This window comes from Sphingomonas sp. (genome assembly GCF_017745215.1).
GTDB lineage: Bacteria > Pseudomonadota > Alphaproteobacteria > Sphingomonadales > Sphingomonadaceae > Sphingomonas.
Window position 1 is genome coordinate 14,554 of record NZ_JAGHZV010000013.1, and the last position, 15,414, is coordinate 29,967.

14 protein-coding genes are annotated in these 15,414 nt (G+C 70.2%); 11 read left to right on the plus strand and 3 right to left on the minus strand.

All coding sequences use genetic code 11. The features are described 5' to 3' along the window. Window position 1: 1 nt before the first annotated feature. Together fliA and J7495_RS13545 are read left to right on the plus strand one after the other, a co-directional pair. The gene (gene fliA / locus J7495_RS13540; RefSeq protein WP_294057124.1) at window positions 2-724 is read left to right on the plus strand and encodes a sigma-70 family RNA polymerase sigma factor; all 723 of its coding nucleotides are present in this window, start codon (window positions 2-4) and stop codon (window positions 722-724) included. A gap of 106 nt (window positions 725-830) precedes the next feature. Then, complete coding sequence (locus J7495_RS13545; RefSeq protein ID WP_294057126.1) at window positions 831-1,343, plus strand: hypothetical protein; 513 nt, start codon at window positions 831-833, stop codon at window positions 1,341-1,343. An 18-nt stretch (window positions 1,344-1,361) separates the two neighbouring features. Here the strand turns inward: J7495_RS13545 and J7495_RS13550 are convergent, their stop codons facing one another. After that, a complete protein-coding gene (locus tag J7495_RS13550; RefSeq protein ID WP_294057127.1) occupies window positions 1,362-1,913 on the minus strand; it encodes a hypothetical protein in 552 nt (183 codons plus the stop codon). 149 nt (window positions 1,914-2,062) lie between these two features. On the opposite strand from J7495_RS13550, the gene J7495_RS13555 reads away from it, so the two are divergent. After that, window positions 2,063-3,385 (plus strand): Nramp family divalent metal transporter, encoded by a 1,323-nt coding sequence (locus tag J7495_RS13555; protein ID WP_294057128.1) that lies wholly within the window; start codon window positions 2,063-2,065, stop codon window positions 3,383-3,385. Between the two features lie 3 nt (window positions 3,386-3,388). Here J7495_RS13555 and J7495_RS13560 read toward each other — a convergent pair whose 3' ends face one another. Next, the gene (locus tag J7495_RS13560; protein WP_294057129.1) at window positions 3,389-6,037 is read right to left on the minus strand and encodes a glycoside hydrolase family 3 protein; all 2,649 of its coding nucleotides are present in this window, start codon (window positions 6,035-6,037) and stop codon (window positions 3,389-3,391) included. A 182-nt stretch (window positions 6,038-6,219) separates the two neighbouring features. Further along, complete coding sequence (locus J7495_RS13565) at window positions 6,220-7,038, minus strand: flagellin (protein WP_294057131.1); 819 nt, start codon at window positions 7,036-7,038, stop codon at window positions 6,220-6,222. A 235-nt stretch (window positions 7,039-7,273) separates the two neighbouring features. Here J7495_RS13565 and J7495_RS13570 point away from each other — a divergent pair, with 235 nt between their 5' ends. From J7495_RS13570 to J7495_RS13605, 8 genes are all read left to right on the plus strand, one after another. After that, the gene (locus tag J7495_RS13570) at window positions 7,274-8,515 is read left to right on the plus strand and encodes a sigma 54-interacting transcriptional regulator (RefSeq protein ID WP_294057133.1); all 1,242 of its coding nucleotides are present in this window, start codon (window positions 7,274-7,276) and stop codon (window positions 8,513-8,515) included. Between the two features lie 17 nt (window positions 8,516-8,532). Further along, window positions 8,533-8,871 (plus strand): flagellar hook-basal body complex protein FliE, encoded by a 339-nt coding sequence (gene fliE, locus J7495_RS13575; protein ID WP_294057135.1) that lies wholly within the window; start codon window positions 8,533-8,535, stop codon window positions 8,869-8,871. 4 nt (window positions 8,872-8,875) lie between these two features. After that, window positions 8,876-10,597: a flagellar basal-body MS-ring/collar protein FliF gene (gene fliF, locus J7495_RS13580; RefSeq protein WP_294057136.1), complete on the plus strand. Its 1,722-nt coding sequence runs from the start codon at window positions 8,876-8,878 to the stop codon at window positions 10,595-10,597. Further along, window positions 10,594-11,610: a flagellar motor switch protein FliG gene (fliG, locus tag J7495_RS13585; RefSeq protein WP_294057138.1), complete on the plus strand. Its 1,017-nt coding sequence runs from the start codon at window positions 10,594-10,596 to the stop codon at window positions 11,608-11,610. Before fliF ends, fliG begins: the two co-directional genes overlap by 4 nt. Continuing rightward, window positions 11,603-12,331, plus strand: coding sequence for a FliH/SctL family protein (locus tag J7495_RS13590; protein WP_294057139.1), 729 nt, complete (start codon window positions 11,603-11,605; stop codon window positions 12,329-12,331). Before fliG ends, J7495_RS13590 begins: the two co-directional genes overlap by 8 nt. Beyond that, entirely contained in the window at window positions 12,325-13,653 is a 1,329-nt protein-coding gene (locus J7495_RS13595; RefSeq protein ID WP_294057140.1) for a FliI/YscN family ATPase, read from the plus strand. Before J7495_RS13590 ends, J7495_RS13595 begins: the two co-directional genes overlap by 7 nt. Window positions 13,654-13,751: 98 nt before the next feature. Then, entirely contained in the window at window positions 13,752-14,171 is a 420-nt protein-coding gene (locus J7495_RS13600) for a hypothetical protein (RefSeq protein WP_294057141.1), read from the plus strand. Between the two features lie 99 nt (window positions 14,172-14,270). After that, on the plus strand, window positions 14,271-15,413 hold the full coding sequence (locus J7495_RS13605; RefSeq protein ID WP_294057143.1) for a flagellar hook-length control protein FliK: 1,143 nt from the start codon (window positions 14,271-14,273) through the stop codon (window positions 15,411-15,413). Window position 15,414 lies beyond the last annotated feature (1 nt).

Sequence of the window (15,414 nt, forward strand, 5' to 3'; positions counted from 1 at the left end):
CATGGCCAGCGCTGCCCCGCTCACCTACTCGCCCGTGCCCCGGCGCGATGCCGAGGCGCTCGTGCGCAGGCACCTGCCGCTGGTTCGGCGGATCGCCTGGCACATCCACGGCTCGATGAGCGCGATCGTCGATGTCGAGGATCTGGTGCAGACCGGCATGGTCGCGCTGGTCGAGGCGGTCGCCGCGTTCGAGGACCGCGGCCAGGTGAGCTTCGAGCATTATCTCGTCACGCGGCTGCGCGGCTCGATGATCGACGAGCTCCGCCGCCAGGCGACGACGACACGCGGCGCGATGCGGCGCCGGCGCGCGTACAACGACGCGGTCGCGTCGCTCGGTCAGGCGCTGGGCCGAGCGCCCGGCGACGCCGAAGTCGCCGAGCGGCTGGGCGTGAGCGTCGAGAAGCTGCGGCTCGACTATGCCAATGCCGAGGCGGTGCGCTTCGATTCGATCGACGATTGCTATTCGGACGAATCGCCCTGGTTCATGGCCGACGAGCCCGACGCCTTCGACCAGCTCGCCGAGAGCGGCCAGCGCGACGCGCTGATCGACGCGATCGCCGAGCTTCCCGAGCGCGAACAGCTGGTGATCCAGCTCTATTATGTCGAGGAATTGAACCTCGAGGAGATCGGCCAGGTCCTCGGCGTCGGCGCCGCGCGCATCTGCCAGATCAAGGCGAGCGCGCATGCCCGGCTGAAGAAGGGGCTGGCGAGGCGGCCGGGGTAACCTCGCCATGCCCGGGCGAGATCAAGTCGATCGACCCTGGCCGTTGGTTGTGCCGACGGTTATCCTGCCCATTGCAATAAGATTGAGGTGCGCCGTGGACCGGGCGATGAAATCACTTCAGAACGGCATCGATGATCGTCAGCGCGAATTGCGGCAATTGGTCGGGATTTTGGGCGAGAAGGCCTATCATATTCAGATTCTCTCGAATTGGTTGCGTGTCGCCACGATCCTCTTGTCTTCGCTTTCGGCGGCGAAGGCGGCGGCGGACAGTGCATTCGGCCCGAGCAACGTCGGCGTGTTGGCCATATTCACCGCGCTCGGCATCATGACCACCGTGCTGCTCGGACTGGAAGCGGCATTCAAGTTCGAGAAGCGCGCCGCCGATCTCAATCTGCTGGCCGCCACCACGCAGGCGACGGTCATTTCGGTGGATAGCGAATGGCGAAGGAACATCGGTTCGTTCCACGATTCCGACCTTCGCGCCGCGGCACGCGATATTCTGACGTTGCAGGATGCGAAGCTTACCGAAATCCATCAGAAAGCGGCGAGCGCCGGCATCAATCTGGTACTTCAGGTGCGCAAGTTGGAGGATCCCGCCGACAGACCCTATGCGGCCTGAGCATCGGCAACGATCGCTTCAGGGCTCGCCTTCGATCACCGCATGCGCCCGCGCGATCTTCTTGCCGTTGCTCGTCGGAAAGTCGCTGCCGAGGAACGCCTTCATGTCGTCGATCATCGCGATCACGCGGTTGCGGCTGCCGGGGAAGGAAATCGGCTCCTCGGCGTCGGGCAGCCGCGTGCAGAGGTTGATGCAGCCGATCGAGGCGAGGAAGCCGATCCCCGGGTGGATCAGGATCTCCGAGCGATGGCCGGTGTTGCCCAGCTCGACGCCAGGTCGCGGCAGCGCGGTGTGGTTGGCGTTCTGGCTGTAGCCGATCGTGACGTATTTGGTGCCCGCCTGGGTCAGCAGCGGATAGGTCCCCGCCTCGACGCGCTTCTTGTTGCCCGCCTGCGCGTTCGATCCCGGCCCCGGCGATTCGGCGACGGTGCCCGTCATCAGCGCACCGCTCGCCGCGGTGCCGTTGTGGAAGATCGTATAGCGTCCCACCGTGCGCACGCGGCCCGCCGCATTGCGCTGCACCGACTGGCGTTCGATCAGGATTTCCCAGCCCTGGCCCGAGATCGGCATGTTTCCCTCCCGCTGTTCGAGCGAAACAAGACACTCACCTCTGGAGAACGCAACGGGACCGCGCCGATTCGGTGGCGATCGTCCCGCTCGATCCTGCTGATGCGAAGGGATGAGTGGCGGCCCGGACGGCGGCCGGCTAGCCAGTGCCGATGTTCCGCCTGCCCCTCCCCAAGACCGCCAGCGCACCGTTCTGCCCGTCCGAGGTACGCGGCAGCGTCGCGGTGCCGCCCGGGCTGCCCTTCTGGCGCAAGGCGCTGCGCTCGGCCGGGCCGGGGCTGCTCGTCGCGGTCGGCTACATGGACCCGGGAAACTGGGCGACCGACATCGAGGCAGGCTCGCGCTACGGCTATGACCTGCTGTTCGTGATCGGGCTTTGCGGGTTCGGCGCGATGCTGCTGCAATGGCTGGCGATGCGGCTGGGGCTCGTCACCGGGCGCGACCTCGGCCGGATGGCGCGCGAACGCTACGCGCCCGCGACGGTCAAATGCCTGTGGCTGCTCGCCGAGCTTGCGATCGTCGCCACCGACATCGCCGAAGTGCTCGGCAGCGCGCTAGCGTTCAACCTGCTGCTCGGCGTGCCGCTGTGGCTGGGCGTGCTGCTCACCGGGCTCGACACGGTGATCGTGCTCGGGTTGAAGGGCCAGGGCTTCCGCCAGGTCGAGGCGATCGTGCTCGGGCTGGTCGCGACGATCGCACTCTGCTTCGCGGTCCAACTCGCGATCGCCGTCCCGAGCCCCGCGGGCATCCTCCACGGTCTCGTCCCCAGGCCGGCGATCTTCGCCGATCCCCATGCGCTCTACCTCGCGGTCGGCATCCTCGGCGCGACGGTGATGCCGCACAATCTGTACCTCCACAGCTCGGTGGTGCAGACGCGGCTGGTCGGCAGCGGGGAGCCTGCGAAGCGCGACGCGATCCGCTTCGCGACGATCGACATCGTCGTGGCGCTGCTCCTCGCGACCCTGGTCAATGGCGCGATCCTGACACTGTCGGCGGCGACCTTCCACGCGAGCGGCTTCTCGGGCGTCGCCGAGATCGAGGACGCCTATCGCCTGCTCGCGCCGATCACCGGCGCCTCGGCGGCCGCCGCGCTGTTCGCGATCGCGCTGTTCGCATCGGGGCAGAGCGCGACCTTCACCGGCACCATCGCGGGGCAGGTGATCCTCGAGGGCTTCCTCGACCTCAAGATCCCCTGCTGGCAGCGCCGGCTGATCACCCGCGGGCTCGCGCTGGTGCCGGCGCTCGCGGGCGTGATGTGGTTAGGAGACCATGCGGTCGGTAAACTGCTGGTGCTGACCCAGGTGGTGCTGTCGCTCCAGCTCCCCTTCGCGATCTGGCCGCTGATCCGCTTCACCAGCGATCGCGCGCTGATGGGCGCCTTCGCCACGCCGCGCCTGCTCGCGGGCGCGGCGTGGGCGATGTTCGCGACGATCGTCACGGCGAACCTCTGGCTGATCGGCCGGTGGTTCGCCTGAACGTCACTTGGGCAGCACCCTGCTCCCCGTCACCGTGAAGCTCGCCGCCGCGCCCGCCGGCCTGGCGAGCCCCGGCCGCTCGACCGGCTGGCCGCCGCCGACCCAGAGCTCGATCTTCCCCGGCTGGACCGAGCGCACGCCCTTGGCGTCGACCACGCTGATCGCGCGGTCTTTGAGCGTGAAGGTCACGGTCCTGGTCTGCCCCTTGGGAATGGCGACGCGCTGGAAGCCCTCGAGCGCGCGGATCGGACCGCCGCTGACGCCCGGGTGCGTGACATAGAGCTGGACGACTTCGTCGCCGTCCATCGCGCCGGCATTGGTCACCGGCACCGAGACCGTCACCGACCCATCCGCCTTGATGCTCGCTGCGCTCAGCTTGACCGCGCCGTAGCGGAACCGCGTGAAGCTCAGCCCATGGCCGAAGGGGTAGAGCACTTCGCCGCCGAAATAGCGGTAGGTGCGGCCCTTCATCGCATAATCGTCGAACGGCGGCAGGTCGTTCACCGACTTGTAGAAAGTCACCGGCAGGCGACCCGCAGGACTGTAGTCGCCCGCGAGCAGCCCGGCGACCGCTTCGCCGCCCGCTTCGCCCGGATACCAGGCCTCGACGATCGCGGGGACGTGCTTGTCGGCCCAGTTCACGCTCATCGCGCTGCCGTTCATCAGCACGAGCACGGTGGGCTTGCCGGTCGCGGTGACGCGCTCGAGCAGCTTCTGCTGGGGCGCGGGCAAGTCGAGGCTGGTGCGGTCGCCGCCGGCGAAGCCGTCGGTCTTGAGCTTCATCTCCTCGCCCTCGATCCGCGCCGAGAGCCCGCCGACGAACACGACGAGGTCAGCCTGTTTCGCGGCGTCGACGGCATCGTCGCCGTTCGAGCTCGGCGTGCTCCACACCAGACGCTGCTCGCCGCGCGCGCCGCGCTGGAAGCCTTCGACGCGGAGCGGATAGGTCTTGCCCGCCTCGAGATCGATCGTCCCCGACAGGATCGAGGGCGAGTCCCCCACGCCCCATTCGTCGACGACGAGCGTGTCGCCGACCCAGACGCGGTAGCCGTTCTCGCTGAGCAGGCGGAAGCTGTAGGTGCCGGTCTCGGGCGCCTTGACGAAGCCCGTCCAGCGCGCCGAATTTTCCTTGTCGCCGTTCCACTGGATCGCGGCATTGGCTTCGGTCCCGCTCGCGGTCGCTGCGCCCTCGAGGTTGGCGCCGGCGAAATGCTCGGCCTTGAGACCGGGCGCCGCGCAGCCCGCGTCGAGGCAGAGCGCGCCATCGGGCACCGAAGTCTCGGCCGGGCCGACGAGGCCCGTCCCTTCGGCGAACACCACCTTCGCCTGCGGCCAGCGCGCGCGGATGCCGTCGAGCACCGTCGTCGGCGCGGAGGGCGTGCCGTAATAATTGCCGACCAGCGTATCGAGGCTGTCGGCATTGGGGCCGACCACCGCGATCACCTTGGGGTCGCCCTTGATCGGCAGCAGGTCGCCCTCGTTCCTGAGCAGCACCATCGAGGCCTTGGCCATCTCGAGGCTTACGGCGCGATGCGCGGGCGTGTTGTTGTCCGCCGCGGTGATCCCGGCGAAGGGCAGGCTGGCGGCGGGATCGAACATGCCGAGCTTGATCCGCGCCTCGAACAGCCGGACCAGCGCCTGGTCGACCACGCTCTCGGGCAGCAGCCCCTGCCTGACCGAACGGACGATCGTGTCGGCGTCGGTGGTCATGTTGTTGCGATAGTCGCCGCAGATCACGTCCATCCCGGCCTTGAAGCCGAGCGCGATCCCTTCCTCGGGGGTCTTGGTGTAGTGGAGCGCGTCGGGGCGGTAGATGTTCGCCGCCGCGCCGCAATCCGACACGACATAGCCCTTGAAGCCCCAGTCCTTGCGGAGGTGCTGGTCGAGCAGCATCGTGTTCGCGCAGCCCGGCACGCCGTCGACGGCGTTGTAGACGCACATGATCGACTGGACCTTGCCCTCGGTCACCGTCGCGCGGAAGGCGGGGAGGTAGGTGTCCTCGAGGTCGTAGGCGCTGGGGTTCACATTGGTGGTGTGGCGCGTCGATTCGGGGCCCGAATGCACCGCGAAATGCTTCGAGGTGGCGATGACCTTGTAGTAGTTCGGGTCGTCGCCCTGCAGGCCGGTGATGAAGGCGATGCCGATGCGGCTGGTGAGGAACGGATCCTCGCCATAGGTCTCCTGGCCGCGGCCCCAGCGCGGATCGCGGAAGATGTTGATGTTCGGCGACCAGACGGTGAGCCCGCGGTAGAAGTCGCTGCCGCCGTCGGGGTGGAGCCGCTCGACGTATTTCGCGCGGAATTCGGTGGAGATCGTGTCGGCGACCTTGTGCATCCGCGCCGTGTCCCAGGTCGCGGCCATGCCGATCGCCTGGGGGAAGACCGTCGCGATGCCCGCGCGCGCGACGCCGTGGAGGCCCTCGTTCCACCAGTTGTACGCCGGGACGCCGAGCCGCGGAATCGCCGGGGCGGTATGGCCGAGCTGGTGCGCCTTCTCTTCGAGCGTCATGTGCCTGACGACGTCGGCGGCGCGCTCGGCGGGGGTCTTGCTGGTGTCGCGCAGCGCCGTTGGCTCGGCACTCTGCGCCAGCGCCGGGGCAGTGACGGCCGTGGAAGCGAGCAACGCGAGCGCGAGCAGGTGGCGGTGGTTCATGCGGGGCCTCTCCTTTGTGGGAGGGGCGTAGCCGATAATTGGTAGCGCTACCAGAGGCGGCGCCCCGGCACGGAAAAGCCCCGGTGGCACAAGACCACCGGGGCTCCCCATGCGCCCCCTCGTCCGAGGGGTGACCGGCCGTGGTGCCTGTCAGGGGGGTGACACCCCGGACCGGCCCACGCTTAACGGAGCAGCTGCAGAACCGTCTGCTGGCTCTGGTTGGCCTGCGCCAGCATCGCGGTCGACGCCTGGCTCAGGATCTGGGCCTTGGCGAGCTGAGCGGTCTCGGCCGAATAATCGGTGTCCTCGATCCGGCTGCGCGCGTCGGTCAGGTTGGTGACGTTGGTGGTCAGGTTGTTGACCACCGATTCGAGGCGGCTCTGCGACGCACCGAGCGTGGCGCGCGCGGTGTTCACCGTCTTGAGCGCGTCGTCGAGCGTGTCGAGTGCGTCGGTCGCGCCGTCGGCATCCGAGATGTCGACGTCGACCGCATCGTCGAGATCGACTTCGGCGAAGGACAAAGTCACCGTGTCCGACGAGTTCGAGCCGACCTGGACGGTCACGTCGCCGTCGTCGCCGGCCGAGCCGTCGAACAGCGCGATGTTGTTGAACTTGGTGTTCGAGAGGATGTCGGTGATCTGGCCGGTCAGCTCGGTGACTTCCGCCTGGAGGTTGGTGCGGTCGTCGTCCGAATAGGTGCCCGAGGCCGACTGGACCGCCAGCTCGCGGATGCGCTGCAGCATGTTGGTGACTTCACCGAGTGCGCCTTCCGCGGTCTGCGCCATCGAGATGCCGTCGTTGGCATTGCGGATCGCCTGGCTCATGCCGCGGATCTGGCCGGTCATCGTCGAGGCGATGGCGAGGCCGGCGGCGTCGTCCTTCGCGCTGTTGATGCGCTTGCCGGTCGAAAGCCGCTCCATCGCGGTGCTGAGCATGCTCGACGCGGCGGTCGAGGCATTGCCCGCGCGAATGGCGGCGGTGTTGGTGCCGATAACAGTCATGGGTCTCACTCCATTCAAGCCTGGCGCTTCCCGCGCACCCCCCTAGCGGGAGCTCCGAGCCGCCAAGGCACAGAACGGCCGGGCCCGGACGGGCTTTAGCGAAAAACTTGAAAATGCCGCCGGGGCCTCGCGCGCGTGCGCGTAGAACGCCCGGAAGCCAATGCGGACAAACCCTTAGATATTTTACCGGAGATTAACCAACTTTCCCGCACAAGGGCCGGTGAAGGGGGAAGCTATGGGTTCGATCCTACCGTCGGCCGCTGTGCTTCGGCAGAATTACGCGCTGGTCTCCGCGCTTCGGGCGCAGGGGTTCGCGATCGGCACGGCCGACGCCCGGCCTGTCGCGGGGGACCTGTTCCTCGTCGCCGAAGGCGAGCCCGTGCCCGCGCCGGCCCGCACGCTGATCCTCGGCACTGGCGCCCCGCTCGCGCTGCCCTTTCGCGACGGCAATCCCGCGCGGCTGCGCTACCGGCATGACGACGCCGCGGTCGGCATCGGCTTCGCCAGCGCGATGGCGCGCGGCGAGGCTCCCGTCGCCGCCGATCCCGAGAGCCTCGCGCTGCTCGCGCTGTCCGAGCGCGTCGCGGCGTCCGATATCACTGTGCTGATCAACGGCCCCACCGGCACCGGCAAGGAAGTCCTCTCCCGCGCGATCCACCTGGGCTCGTCGCGCGCCAATGGCCCGTTCGTCGCGATCAACTGCGCCGCGCTGCCCGAATCGATGCTCGAGGCGATGCTGTTCGGCCACCAGAAGGGCAGCTTCACCGGCGCCTCCTCGAGCGGCCAGGGGTTCTTCCGCGCCGCCCACGGCGGGACCTTGTTGCTCGACGAGATCGCCGAGATGCCGCTCGGCCTCCAGGCCAAGTTGCTCCGCGCGCTCCAGGAGCGCGAGGTGGTGCCGATCGGCGGCACCGTTCCCGAGAAGGTCGACGTGCGCGTGATCGCCTGCGCCAACCGCGACCTGCACGCCGAGGTCCAGTCGGGCCGCTTCCGCGCCGACCTCTATTACCGCCTCTCGGTCTTCCCGCTCGCCACCAAGGCGCTTGCCGAGCGCCCGGGCGATATCGCCGCGCTCGCTGCCGCGATGGTGCTCCGCCACGCGGGCAACCGCGGCGAGCTCCCCTGGATCAGCGCCGATGCGCTCGAGGCGCTCGCCGACCACGACTGGCCGGGCAATGTCCGCGAGCTCGAGAACGTCATCCAGCGCGCGCTGCTGCTCTGCGCCGGCGACGCGATCGAGCCCGAGCACCTGATCTTCGACCGGGCGCCCGAGCGCGCTCTGCCCACGGGCGGCACGCTCAGCAACATCGTCCAGATCCACGAATTCCAGGCGATCCGCGACACGCTTGCGGAGTGTAACGGCAGCCGCACCGAGACCGCGCGCCGGCTCGGCATCTCCGAGCGGACGCTGCGCTACCGCCTCGCCAAGGCGCGCGAACAGGGTGAGGACATCGCCCGCATCGCGGTGCCGGCATGAGCGGGGTGGCGGGCGCCATGAGCGTCGACCGGGTGATGGCGTTGCGCGCGCAGATCCTCGAGCGCAACGCCGCGCTATCGCGCGCCAACCAGGCGCCGGCCGCGGCGGGCACCGACGCGACCGAGGCGCCGACCCGCGCGACTTTCTCGAACACGCTCGAAAGCGCGCTCAAGCAGGTCAACCAGCAGCAGGCCGACGCCGGCGCGCTGTCCGAGGCCTATGAGCGCGGCGAGACGGTGGACATCGCCAAGGTGATGCTCGCGCGCCAGCAGGCGTCGGTGGGCTTCGAAGCGACGCTCCAGGTCCGCAACAAGCTGCTGTCGGCGTACCAGAACATCATGAACATGCCGGTGTAACGCGATGAGCAACGTCCCCGTCCCCGCCAATGGCATGCCCCAGGCGCTCGCCGCACCGCTGCGCCAGGCCACGAGCCTGCTCGGCCAGCCCGCGGTCAGGCGCGCGATGCCGTTCCTCTTCCTGATCGGGCTCGCCGCCGCCGGCTGGCTCGCCTGGTCGATGGTCGCCACCGCGCCGCAGCGTATCCTGTTCGCGAACCTGAGCGACGCCGACAAGGCCTCGGTCACCAGCGCGCTCGACAGCGCCGGCATCCCGTCGGCGATCGACGGCTCGGGCTCGGTGACCGTCGCCGAGGACCAGTACCACAAGGCACGGATGCTGCTCGCCAGCCAGGACCTGCCCAAGGGCCAGCCCGGCGGCTACCAGATCCTCGACCAGCTGCCGATGGGCGTCAGCCGCGCGGTCGAAGGCGAGCGGCTGCGCCAGGCGCGCGAGACCGAGCTTGCACGCTCGATCCAGGAGATCGATTCGATCGCCGAGGCACGCGTCCACCTCGCGACGCCCGAAGCCTCGGCCTTCGTGCGCGACCATGCCCAGCCCTCGGCGAGCGTGATCGTCAAGCTCCAGCCCGGCCGCGCGCTGGGCGACGCGCAGATCCGCGCGATCGTCAATCTCGTCGCCTCCTCGGTCCCCCGCATGGCGCCCGAGAGCGTGACGATCGTCGACCAGATGGGCGCGCTGCTCAGCAAGTCGGGCAGCGGCGACCCTTCCGGCAGCGACAATCGCATCGATTTCCAGCGCCGGGTGGAGGAGAAGTACCGCACCCAGCTGGTCCAGCTGCTCACGCCGATGGTCGGCGGCAACAACTTCACCGCCGAGGTCCAGGCCGACGTCAACCTCGACGAGAGCCAGGCGACGCGCGAGAGCTACGACAAGGACGGCACGCTGCGCGCCGAGCAGGGCAATTGGACCGGCAGCGGCGAGAAGGAAGCGCCCGGCGGCATCCCCGGCGCGCTGTCGAACACCCCGCCGCCGCCGAGCACGCTGACGTCACCCAACGCCGCGGCGAAGCAGCCGCAGCCGAGCGGCCCCAACGGCACGATCAACTCCGCCGCCTCGACTCCCGGCGTGCCCCAGCCGGCGCCGTCCGCCGCGGCCTCGCCCGAGCCGCAGACCAAGCAGAGCGACAGTTTCTCGCGCGCCTATGACCTGGGCAAGGAAGTCTCGGTCACACGGCAGGTGCCGGGCAACGTCAAGCGCCTCTCGGTCGCGGTGCTGCTGCGCGAGGAGTCGGGCAAGCCGCGCTCGAAGATCGAGATCGACCAGATCACGCAGCTCGTCCGCGCCGCGATGGGCTTCGATCCGGCGCGCGGCGACGTGGTCACGGTGATCAGTCGCAAGTTCAACCCGCTGCCCGAGCTCAACGACGCCGCGGGGCCGGCCTGGTACGATGCCGCCTGGGTCCCGCTCGTCGCGCGCAACGTGACGGCGCTGCTGATCGCGGTGCTGGTGCTGTTCCTCGGCATCCGGCCGCTCACCAAGGCACTGCTCAGGAAGCGCGACGACGCCGCGCGGCCGAACCCGGCGCTGGCGATGGGCGGCGTCGCCCAGGACGGGCAATACGTGCCGCCGCCCGCGCCGCCGCCGGTGAGCATCGACATGCTCCAGAGCGCCGACACGCGCGGCTACGAGGAGCGCGTCGGCATGGTCCGCGGCTTCACGCGCGACAATCCCGCGCGCGCGGCGCTGGCGGTGCGCGACATGATCAAGGCCGACGCGCCATGAACGCGGTCCGCAGCTTCAACGGCGTCGAGCGCGCCGCGGTGCTGATGATGCTCGTCGGCGAGGAGGAGGCCGCGGCCATCCTCCAGAAGCTCGATCCCGACGAGGTCCGCGACCTCGGCAAGGCGATGTTCGAAGTCGCCGACGTCAGCGAAGCCGAAGTCGAGCAGGTGCTCGACGACTTCACCTGGAAGGCCAGCGCGCGCTCGGGGATCCAGTTCGATCCCGGCGCGCAGGTCGAGGGGATGATGACGCGCGCGCTCGGCCCCGATCGCGCGGGCAGCGTGCTCGCGCGGATCATGCCGGCCAAGGCCGCCGCCGGGCTCGAGCTGCTGCAATGGTTCGAGCCGCCCGAGATCGCCGCGATGATCGAAGCCGAGCATCCGCAGATCGCCGCGGTGCTGCTCGCCAACCTCGAGCCCGACGTGGCGGCGAAGGTGTTCGAGCACCTCCCCGAAGCCGCGCAGCCGCAGATATTGCGCCGCGTGGCCAAGCTCGGCCCGGTGCCGCCCGAAGCGATCGAGACGCTGCGCACGATGCTGGAGAGCCGCGCCGGCGCGGTCTCGGCCAGCCCCGATTCGGGTCTCCAGCTCGGCGGCACGCGCGAGGCGGCGAAGATCCTCGGCGCCGCGCGCAAGACGGTCGAGCAGAAGGTGATGCCCAGGCTCGCCAAGATCGACAAGGACGTCGCCCGAGCGATCGAGGAAGCGATGTTCGTCTTCGACAACCTCCTCGAGATGGACGACAAGAACCTCTCGACCCTCATCCGCAGCGTCGACGGCGACGTGCTGGTGCGTGCGCTCAAGGGCGTCGAGGCCGAGGTGCGCGACCGCTTCCTCGGCTGCATGTCGAGCCGCGCCGCCGACGGCATCCGCGACGAGATGGACGCGCGCGGGCCGATGAAGCTCGCCGAAGTGCTCGAGGCGCAAAAGACGATGATCGCGGTCGCGCGCGGGCTGATCAAGGATGGCACGCTGCTGATGCCGAGCAGCGGCGGCGAGGACGATTATGTCTGACTTCGTCCCCGGCTTCTCGGCGCGCCAGTCGCGCGCGGCGGCGGTGCTGCACCAGGCCTTCGCCGGCATGCCGGGCTTCGCGCCCGCCCCGGTCGAGGGGATCGGGCGGCGCGGCTTCGTGCCTGCCTCGGCGCAAGTGGAGGATGAGGAGGACGAGCCCGAACTGGCACCCCGCCACTTCAGCCCCGCCGACCCCAGCCGCAACCCGACCGAAGGCTGGGACCCCTTCGCGCCCGACGCCGTCACGGCAGCGCGCGCCGAAGGCTTCGCCGAGGGCCGCGCGCTCGCGCTGCTCGAGATCGGCGAGGTCCGTGCGCGCGAGACCGCGCTGCTCGACCAGGTCTCGACCGCGCTCGCCGGCGGTGCGCATTTCGATCGCGAGCGGATGGCGGGGCACCTCCGCCAGACCGTGCTCCATCTGGTCACGCGGCTGATCGGCGAGGCGGGCATCGCACCCGACGTGCTCGCCGCGCGCGTGAAGGCCGCGATCGACCTGCTCGCCGACAGCGCCGAATCGGCGCTGCTCCGCCTCCACCCGGACGATGTCGCGCTGGTAGAGGGCAAGCTGCCGACGACGATTTTCGCAGTCGCCGACCCGCATATCGCGCGCGGCGGCTTCGTGATCGAGAGCGCGTCGACGATCGTCGAGGATGGCCCCGGCCTCTGGCTCGAGCAGCTCGCCCAGGCGATCGATCGCGTGCCGATCCCGCCCCTATGCTGAGCGACTTCGCGACCGGCTATCTCGACGGGCTCGCTTGCCCGGGCTTTGCGCCGCGCGCCTGCGTCGCCGGGCGGCTCGCGTCGTTCGACGGGCTGCTGATGGAAGCGACCGGGCTGTCGCTCCCGGTCGGCACCGTCTGCGCGATCGGCAGCGGCTCGGCGCTGGTCGAGGCCGAAGTGATCGGCTTCCGCGGCGGCCGCACGCTGCTGATGAACCTCGGCGGCCCCGCGCCGCTGCTCCCCAACGCCCCCGTCCGCCCGATCGGCCCGCCCGGCGAGGCGGAGGTCGGTGCGGCGCTGCTCGGCCGCGTCGTCGACGGCGCGGGCAAGCCGATCGACGGGCTCGGACCCATCCGCGGCGCCGGGCGCTGGCCGCTCGCGGGCAAGCTCCACAACCCGCTCGACCGCGGCCGGGTGCGCCAGCCGCTCGACGTCGGCGTGCGCGCGATCAACGGGCTGCTCACCGTCGGCCAGGGCCAGCGGATCGGGATCGTGGCGGGCTCGGGGGTCGGCAAATCGGTGCTGCTCGGGATGATCGTCCGCGCGGCCGAAGCCGATGTCGTCGTCGTCGGGCTGATCGGCGAGCGCAGCCGCGAAGTCGCCGATTTCCTCGAGACCAAGGTCGCCGGCGAGGCGCGCGCGCGCACCGTCGTCGTCGCGGTTCCGGCCAATCATTCGCCGGTGCTACGCATCCGCGGCGCGCTGCGCGCCACGGCCATCGCCGAAGCCTTTCGCGCGCAGGGCAGGAAGGTGCTGCTGATCATGGACAGCCTGACGCGCGTCGCGCATGCGGGCCGCGAGATCGGCCTCGCGCTCGGCGAGCCGGCCTCGGCGCGCGGCTATCCGCCCAGCGCCATCGCGATGCTCCCCAGCCTGATCGAGCGTGCCGGCGTCGACGTCGCGAGCGGGGGCTCGATCACCGCGATCTACACCGTGCTCGCCGACGGCGACGACGGCAACGACCCCGTGGTCGACAGCGCGCGCTCGATCCTCGACGGCCACGTCGTGCTCAGCCGCGCGATGGCCGAGCGCGGCATCTACCCCGCGATCGACCTGGGTCCCTCGGTCAGCCGCGTGATGACCGACATTGCGGCTCCCGACCATGTCCATGCCGCGCGCGTGCTCCGCCGCCACCTCGCGACCTATGAGGAGAATCGCGACCTCGTGCTGATGGGCGCCTATCGCCCCGGCGCCGATGCCGAGATCGACGCGGCGATCGCCTGCCACCCGGCCGTGCTCGAATATATCCGCCAGGGCAGCGACGAAATCGTGCCGCTCGCCGATGCCGTCGCCGAGCTGACCGGCGTGTTCGGCGATGGCTGACCTTCGGGCGGTGCCGGCCCGCTCCCCCACCCGGCCACCCAACGCCAGTATCCTATGGGTGGCCGGGTGGGGGAGCGGGCCGGCACCGACGCACTTCCATGCATAAGGCACGCAAGCTGGAGCGGCTGCTCCGCGTCCGTACCTTGCAGCTCGGTCAGGTTCGCGCCGAAGAGGCCGCCGCACGCGCGCGCTTCGGCCAAGAAGCGGCCCTGCGCGAGCGCATCGCCCAGCTCGTTGCCGGGGTCGCGCCCGCGCAATCCGCCGGCTTCGGCGCGACGATGATCGCTGCCGCGCATTATCGCGAACGGCTCCACCAGTCGGCGCATGCCGCCGATCGCCGGGTCGAGGTCGCTGCCAACAATGTCTCGACTGCGGCTTCGGCGACGCAGGAAGCTAGGCGCGACCAGAGCGCGATCGAGAAGCTGATCGCGCGCGAAAAGGCCGAAGCGGCGCTCGAGGCGCTGCGCGCGCTCGAGAAGCTCCCGGCCACGGTGCGAAACCGGCACGATCCTTGCTGACCGCTTCCCCGATTGATGCAATCGGGGAGTTCGACCTTGATCCAGATCGCGGCCTCCGCGCTTCCGACGCAGCCCGGAGCGATCCGTGTCGGCGCGCAAGTGGCTGGCACAGCGCCCGATTTCTCGCTCGCGCTCACCGCGCTGCTGCTCGGCGGCGGCGCGGTTGCGGGCGACGCGGGCGAGCCCGGCCGGCAAGCCGATGCCGCCCCCGGCAAGATCTTGCCGGAAGCGCTGCTCGCGAGCGGCGAGGCGGCGCCCGAGGCGAAGGACGCCAAGGACGTGAAGGACGAGGCCGAGGCCGCCGCGGACATGCCCTTCGCCTGGTTCGCCGTCGCGCCGATCCGGATCGAGCCCCAGCCGCTGCCGCAGGGCGGCGCGGCGGCTCCGGGCGCTCGGATCGAGCTTCGGCCGGCGCTCGGCGCTCAGCCCAGGCCGCAAGGCGAGGCGACTGCCCCCCAGCTTCCCGTGGCCGACGCTGCGGCGCCCCAGCCCCAGCTCGAACCCAAGGCCGAGCCGGCCGCCAAGCCGGTCGCGATCCCGGTCCCGGGCATGCAGCCGGTCCAGGTCCGGCCCGCAACTGCCGCCATGGCGCCTGCTGCCGACATCACCCGGCCCGTCACCATCGCCCAGCTCCAGCCGCGCATCGAGACCGTCCAGTCCGCCACCGCAACCGCCGTCGTCGCGGCGGCCTTTCAGCTGCCAGAGAACCGGCCCGCCAATCAGCGCCGCGCCGAGCCGCAGGACCTCCCTATCCTCGCCAGCGCTGCGCCAGGCACGGAGCAAGCCGCGCCCCAGGCGGTCCAGGCGATGCAGCCGGCGCAGGACCTGCAGCTCGACATCCGCCGTCGCGACTGGATGACCTCGATGGTCGACCGGATCGAAGCGATGCGCGACTTGCAGGCGGCGAGCGCGAAGGAGACGCAGATCCGCCTCGTTCCCGATGCGCTCGGCAAGGTCGACATCGCGATCCGCCGGGAAGGCGATCGCATCGACGTGCGCTTCACCACCGAGACCGCGATCGCGCGCACCATCCTGAACGACGCCCAGCCGCGCCTCGCCGAGCTCGCCGAAGCGCGCGGTCTGCGGCTCGGCCAGGCGAGCGTGAGCCTCGGTGCCGATCCGGGCGCGAGCGGCGGGCAAGGCAACCAGTCCCGCCAGGACTCGCGCCCTGCACCCGCCGCGCCGCCGAGCGCCTTCCGTGACGCGAGCGCCGACGCGCCCGCCGAGGACCGCATTGCCTGAG